At 54.7% G+C, this 5,585-nt stretch carries 6 protein-coding genes; all 6 read left to right on the top strand.

Annotated elements, in window-relative coordinates; translation table 11 throughout:
- The first annotated feature begins 26 nt into the window (after positions 1-26).
- Positions 27-1,985: a hypothetical protein gene (locus GX016_00930; GenBank protein HHT70126.1), complete on the top strand. Its 1,959-nt coding sequence runs from the start codon at positions 27-29 to the stop codon at positions 1,983-1,985.
- On the top strand, positions 1,982-2,428 hold the full coding sequence (locus GX016_00925; GenBank protein HHT70125.1) for a 50S ribosomal protein L9: 447 nt from the start codon (positions 1,982-1,984) through the stop codon (positions 2,426-2,428). Before GX016_00930 ends, GX016_00925 begins: the two co-directional genes overlap by 4 nt.
- Positions 2,429-2,500: 72 nt before the next feature.
- Complete coding sequence (gene dnaB, locus GX016_00920; protein HHT70124.1) at positions 2,501-3,844, top strand: replicative DNA helicase; 1,344 nt, start codon at positions 2,501-2,503, stop codon at positions 3,842-3,844.
- A gap of 64 nt (positions 3,845-3,908) precedes the next feature.
- Positions 3,909-4,322 carry a DnaD domain protein gene (locus GX016_00915; GenBank protein HHT70123.1) on the top strand — a complete coding sequence of 138 codons (414 nt, stop codon included), beginning with the start codon at positions 3,909-3,911 and terminating at the stop codon, positions 4,320-4,322.
- A complete protein-coding gene (locus GX016_00910) occupies positions 4,240-5,187 on the top strand; it encodes an ATP-binding protein (protein ID HHT70122.1) in 948 nt (315 codons plus the stop codon). Before GX016_00915 ends, GX016_00910 begins: the two co-directional genes overlap by 83 nt.
- Before the next feature lie 320 nt (positions 5,188-5,507).
- The coding region (locus GX016_00905; GenBank protein ID HHT70121.1) for a hypothetical protein at positions 5,508-5,585 on the top strand (78 nt) is incomplete at its 3' end.

The raw sequence follows: 5,585 nt of genomic DNA, 5'->3' as shown, positions 1-5,585 counted from the left end.
GCTTAAGCTCTTAAGGAGAGATAGCCATGGTTCAGAAGGATCTTCCTGACCAAGCTGTAGGGAGCTTTTACCGGCTGTTGGCCTGGCAGACGGTGCTGCTGATAGTGTTAGGTTGGTTTAACTTTCGGCTGGCGTTATTAGGAGCGGCCATCACAGCCGGTCTGGCCTGGTACGAACTTAAGTACAAAGGCTTACATTCGCCCCCGGCATCTGCGCCTGATGTGGCCGGACAGGGTGAAGGCATAGCCAGAAAAGCCTTGCTACGGTCCCCTGTTCCTACCGCCTTGGTGAACAGAAAAGGCCGCTTGCTCCTGGCCAGCAAGTCTTTTGCCGCCCTCTTTCCAGGGATCCAGCGCGGCCGCAAATTGCCGGATGTGTTGTCACCGCTGTTGGAAAGCGAGAGCGAGCTGCCCCTAGAGCTAAACCAAGCCCAGTATCGGGCTGTCCGGGAAGAATACGATACCTTCAGCGGGCCGGTTCGGGCTGTATACCTAATCGATGAGCAGGAAGTAGGGCGTCTGCAGGCGGCTATACAAGAACAAGCCCCGGTGTTGGGGCTCTTGCAGGTGGATAATTACGAAGAGGTTCTGGCCGGAACGCCCGAATCGCAGCGACCGCTGCTGAAGGCGGCCATCGACAAACTCCTTACCGATTGGGCTCAAAGCACCGATGCTTATCTGCACCGCTACGCCGAAGACCGGTACATATTAGTGTTGACCGGGCGGGGGCTGGCCCTCCGTCAAGAAGACAAGTTTGCCTTACTGGATCGGGTTAAAGAAATTGGTTTCGGTAACCCCATCCCGGTAACCTTCAGTATCGGGCTCGGTACCGGTGTTGACAGCTTAGTGGAGCTGTCGAGCTTTGCCCGGCTGGCACTGGACTTGGCCTTGGGTCGCGGCGGCGACCAAGTGGTTATTAAGACAGCGAAAGATTTCACCTATTACGGCGGCAAGAGCATGGCTCCCGAGAAGCGTACTAAAGTGCGGGCCCGCGTTATCGCGCAGGCACTGCGGGAGCTGATCGCCGGGGCCGACCGGGTGGTGGCTATGGGACATGCCAGTGCCGATCCGGATAGCCTGGGGGCAGCGGTGGCTTTGGCCCGCGCGGCACGCGACTTGGGCAAACCGGGCTATGTAGTGCTGGAGGAGGTTACACCTTCGATCGAAATAGTGTACAACTACTTACATGAACACGACACCTATCAGGAAATCTTTGTGGAACCCGGGGCGGCGGTGCGGTTAGTTTCAGCAGAGACTATACTCCTAGTGGTGGACACTCACAAACCTTCCCTGGTGGTAGCACCGCGCCTGCTCACACGCACCCGTAAGATTGTGGTCATCGATCATCACCGCCGGGCCGAAGAGTTCATTGCCGATCCGACTTTAATCTACCTGGAGAACTATGCCTCATCCACCTCGGAGCTGGTAACAGAGATACTGCAGTATCTTGACGGGGTGCAGCTCACTTCCTTAGAAGCCACGGCACTCCTGGCCGGGATCACCGTGGATACGAAGAATTTTGCTTTTCAGACCGGTGTGCGTACGTTTGAGGCTGCCGCTTATCTGAGAAGAAGCGGTGCCGATGCCCGCCTGATCCAGAAGCTGTTCCGGGACGATTGGGGTTCTTTTGTCCGGCGGGCTCAGGTGATAAAATCCACGGCCCTGTTGGCAGGAGGCCTGGCAGTAGCGGAAATCAGCGACGGCGCCCGGGACAGCCAGCTATTGGCGGCCCAGGTAGCCAATGAACTGCTGAACATTGAAGAAGTTAAGGCTTCTTTTGTCATCTACCCGTTCAAAGACGGAGCGGCGGTAAGCGCCAGGTCTTTAGGGGATGTTAATGTGCAGGTGCTGATGGAAAAACTAGGTGGCGGCGGGCACCTAAATATTGCCGGGGCTCAGCTTAAAGGCTTGTCCTTGGCCTCGGCCCGGGAGAAACTGGATCAGGTATTAAACGCTTATCTTACAGAGGAAGGTGAAACCGAATGAAAGTGATCTTGGAGCAAGATGTACCGCGGTTAGGTAAGCAGGGCGATCTGGTTGAGGTGAACCCTGGCTATGCCCGTAATTACTTATTCCCGCGTCGGTTAGCCAAGGAGGCCACCGCCGGCAGCTTAAAAGAAGTGCAGCGACAGCGCAAGGTGCAAGCGTCCAAAGAAGCCCGAGCCGAGGAAGAGGCCCGTGCTCTGGCCGAGAGGCTCTCAGGGCAGACTGTGGTTATCACCGCTCGGGCCGGGGAAGGGGGGCGTCTTTTTGGCTCGGTCACTAATCAGGATATTGCCGATGCTATTAAGAAACAGCTGCGGGTGAGCATAGATAAGAGGCGGATCGAACTGAAAGAACCCCTGAAAGCCCTGGGTGAACACAGCGTGACCGTTCGGTTGTTTACCGATGTAACCGGTGAGCTCACGGTCCGGGTGGTGCCGGAATAGGCCCAGAGGGAAGCCCCCTGACCTACCTTCAAGGGTTGGAGCTGGAAAGGATTCCGAGGGAGAGAAGAGACCATGGCCCTTAGTGTGACTGACCGTATCCCACCTTGCAATGTCGAGGCAGAGCAATCGGTGCTCGGTTCGATGCTCCTTGACGCTCAAGCGGTGATCACGGCGGCAGAAATTCTGCGGGGAGAGGATTTCTACCAGGATAACCACCGGCATATTTATGAGACCATGTTAGATTTGGTCAATCGTGGCGTTGCCTGTGACTTGGTCACAGTGAGCGAAGCCTTAAATCAGACTGGCAAACTGGAACCGGTGGGCGGGATCGGCTATTTGTCCGATCTAGCCTCAGCGGTACCTAGCACGGCCAACGTGGAGCATTATGCCCGCATTGTGAGCGAAAAATCCCTGTTGCGCCAACTAATATGCGAGGCCAACCGGATTATTGAACATAGCTACGCTGCCGAAGATGATGCCACGGCCATCTTAGATCAGGCCGAAACAGCTATTTTAGAAGTGGCTCAGCGACGCGGCGGGCAAGATTTTCTGCCTATCCGCGATGCCCTAATCGAAGTCTTCGACCGGATTGAATACCTGTATCAAAACCAGGGAATCATTCCGGGAATTCCTACCGGTTTTCGGGATCTAGATCGCCTTACCAGCGGCCTGCAACCAGCCGATTTTATTGTGGTGGCCGCCCGTCCGTCCATGGGCAAAACCAGTCTGTGCCTGAACATTGCCCAACATGTAGCAGTTAACCAGGGAAAGCCAGTGGCCCTGTTCAGTTTAGAGATGTCCAAGGAGCAATTGGTACAGCGGTTGTTGTCCGCCGAGGCGCGCATCCCCGGTCAGAAGCTTAGAACCGGCGATTTAGACGAAGAGGATTGGCCCCGGTTGGTGGCGGCCATGGGCCGCCTGTCCGAGGTGCCTATTTTTATCGATGACAGTCCGGTGCTCACCGCCATGGATATCAGAGCCAAAACCCGGCGCTTGGTGCAAGAACAGGGTCCGGGGCTGGTAATTGTGGACTATTTGCAGCTCATTGCCGGCCATGGCCGGAGTAGCGACAGCCGGCAGCAGGAGATCTCGGACATATCGCGTTCGCTCAAGGCGCTGGCTCGGGAAGTGAAGTGCCCGGTGGTGGCCCTGTCCCAGTTATCCCGGGCGGTGGAACAGCGACAGAACAAACGTCCGGTGCTGTCCGATTTAAGGGAATCCGGTGCCATCGAGCAGGACGCTGATTTGGTAGCTTTTATATACCGGGACGAATACTACAACCCTGATTCCGACCGGAAAGGCATTGCCGAAGTTATTGTGGCCAAGCAACGGAACGGCCCCACCGGCGATGTAAGACTAGCCTTCTTGCAGGACTACACTATGTTCCACGATCTGGCCTTCGACCCGGTACCATAGATAGACAGGAGTTCCAAGACTTCAAGTAGAAGTATTTTAGAGACCAATACAGTGGCTTTACCGGGTGCTGCCTAAAGAGGTGATGCTCATGGAAGAGCTGGAGAAGAAAACAGTGCAGCTTATTTCCCGGTTGGTGGAAGAAAAGCTGGGGCGGCTTAGTCCCCTGTGGTATGAGCGGCTATATAGCCTTCCAGCCGAAGCCAAGAGCAAGCGGGATTTGAAGATACTCGCGCTGGCAATTCACTATGCCATGCTGCGCGATGTGCGTTCAGTACGTTATATAGAAAACTTGTTTTTCAACTGGCAGGAATATGGTGTGCCCCGCTGGGTACTAAAACGACTGGCGGCCGCCGATCCCCCGGTGGGAGAGGAGCTACTTAAGGAGTTTGGTTATCATGGAGAAACTGACCGGCCTTTTGACATCCGCGCTGACGAATACTACCGCTTCTACCGACGTTCTACCTTGGGAGACGAATAAGGAGGACATTCTGGCCCGGGTGGAGCAGATTAAGCGGGAACGATGGGCCATGCAGTCCGGTGAGATCCCTGATCCGCGTCCGGGGCACTATGTCCGCTTTGAAGCCGGGAGAGACAGCTACTGGCGGTTTTATTCGCCGGGCAGCTACTATTGCCAGCGCTGCCTAGATCTGGAGAAAATCTATCAAGAGCAAGACGGGGCTATCACAGTTGCCCCTTGTGCCTGTGTGGAAACAAGACGTCAGGAGGCCAGAAAAAAACAACTGAAAAAAAGACTGGCCGCCACCGGCCTGAGGAAGAAATTCCGCAGCCGTACTTTCGAGAACTTTACCGTGACTAAACTCAATCGTCCGTCCTTTGAAGCAGCCCGATCTTATGCCCATAATTTTGCTGCTCACTGCCAAAGCGGCCGGAGTCTGTTCTTAGTGGGCGATACCGGACGCGGGAAGACGCATCTGGCCGCGGCGATCGTGCAAGACATAGTAAGCCAAGGCTACAAAGTGGCGTTTGTGGTTACCATGGAACTTCTAAGTGACATTCGGGCCACTTACCAGAGCGAGGCCAAGACGGAATGGCAAGTGCTGGAGCCGCTCAAAAACGTGGATTTGTTAGTACTGGACGATATTTCGGCCCTGGATCAATACTCCGACTGGGAAAAGGGTAAAATTTACGAACTCATCAATATGCGTTATGAAGCTGAGAAACCGCTGGTGGTTACTTGTAATAAGATGGTGGGTTGGGTGAAAGAACGATTAGGAGAAAAGGTAGTCGACCGCCTGCTGGAGATGTGCGGTGATTTGGTCCAGGTAGACGGGGAAAACTACCGGAAACGGATAGCCGACCGGGCGCGACGGCAAGACGACTGATTAGACTATGTGAGGAGTCACCATATGGGATATAGCCTGGATCGTCATCCTGGCGCACCTTACATTTGTATCCCTGGCGCACCTTACATTTGTCATTCCTAGCGCGCCTTAGATTTGTCATTCCTAGCGCACCTTACATTTGTATCCCTGGCGCGCCTTACATTTGTCATCCTGAGCGTAGCGAAGGATCTTGCGCAGCGAAGGATTTAAGTCCTTTCACCGCGTTCTGAGTACAAAAACATGGATTGGCTGGTTTTCAGACGGTATGTTGTGCTGTTGACGGCACAGATCTTCTGCCTCTAGGCTAAAGGGGTGATAAGGTGCAGCCGGAGTATGACGTAATCATAGTGGGAGCAGGGCCGGCGGGCATTTTTTCCGCCTTGGAACTGAGTTCAAAG

It is taken from the genome of Bacillota bacterium (assembly GCA_012837285.1).
Taxonomy (GTDB): Bacteria; Bacillota; DTU030; order DUMP01; family DUMP01; genus DUNI01.
Note: the sequence above shows the minus strand (reverse complement) of the source record. Positions and strands in the feature narration are given on the sequence as shown.

Coding starts and splice junctions, on each gene's coding strand:
- dnaB (HHT70124.1), top strand. CDS start 2,501: ATGGCCCTTAGTGTGACTGACCGTATCCCACCTTGCAATGTCGAGGCA.
- GX016_00930 (HHT70126.1), top strand. CDS start 27: ATGGTTCAGAAGGATCTTCCTGACCAAGCTGTAGGGAGCTTTTACCGG.
- GX016_00925 (HHT70125.1), top strand. CDS start 1,982: ATGAAAGTGATCTTGGAGCAAGATGTACCGCGGTTAGGTAAGCAGGGC.
- GX016_00910 (HHT70122.1), top strand. CDS start 4,240: ATGGAGAAACTGACCGGCCTTTTGACATCCGCGCTGACGAATACTACC.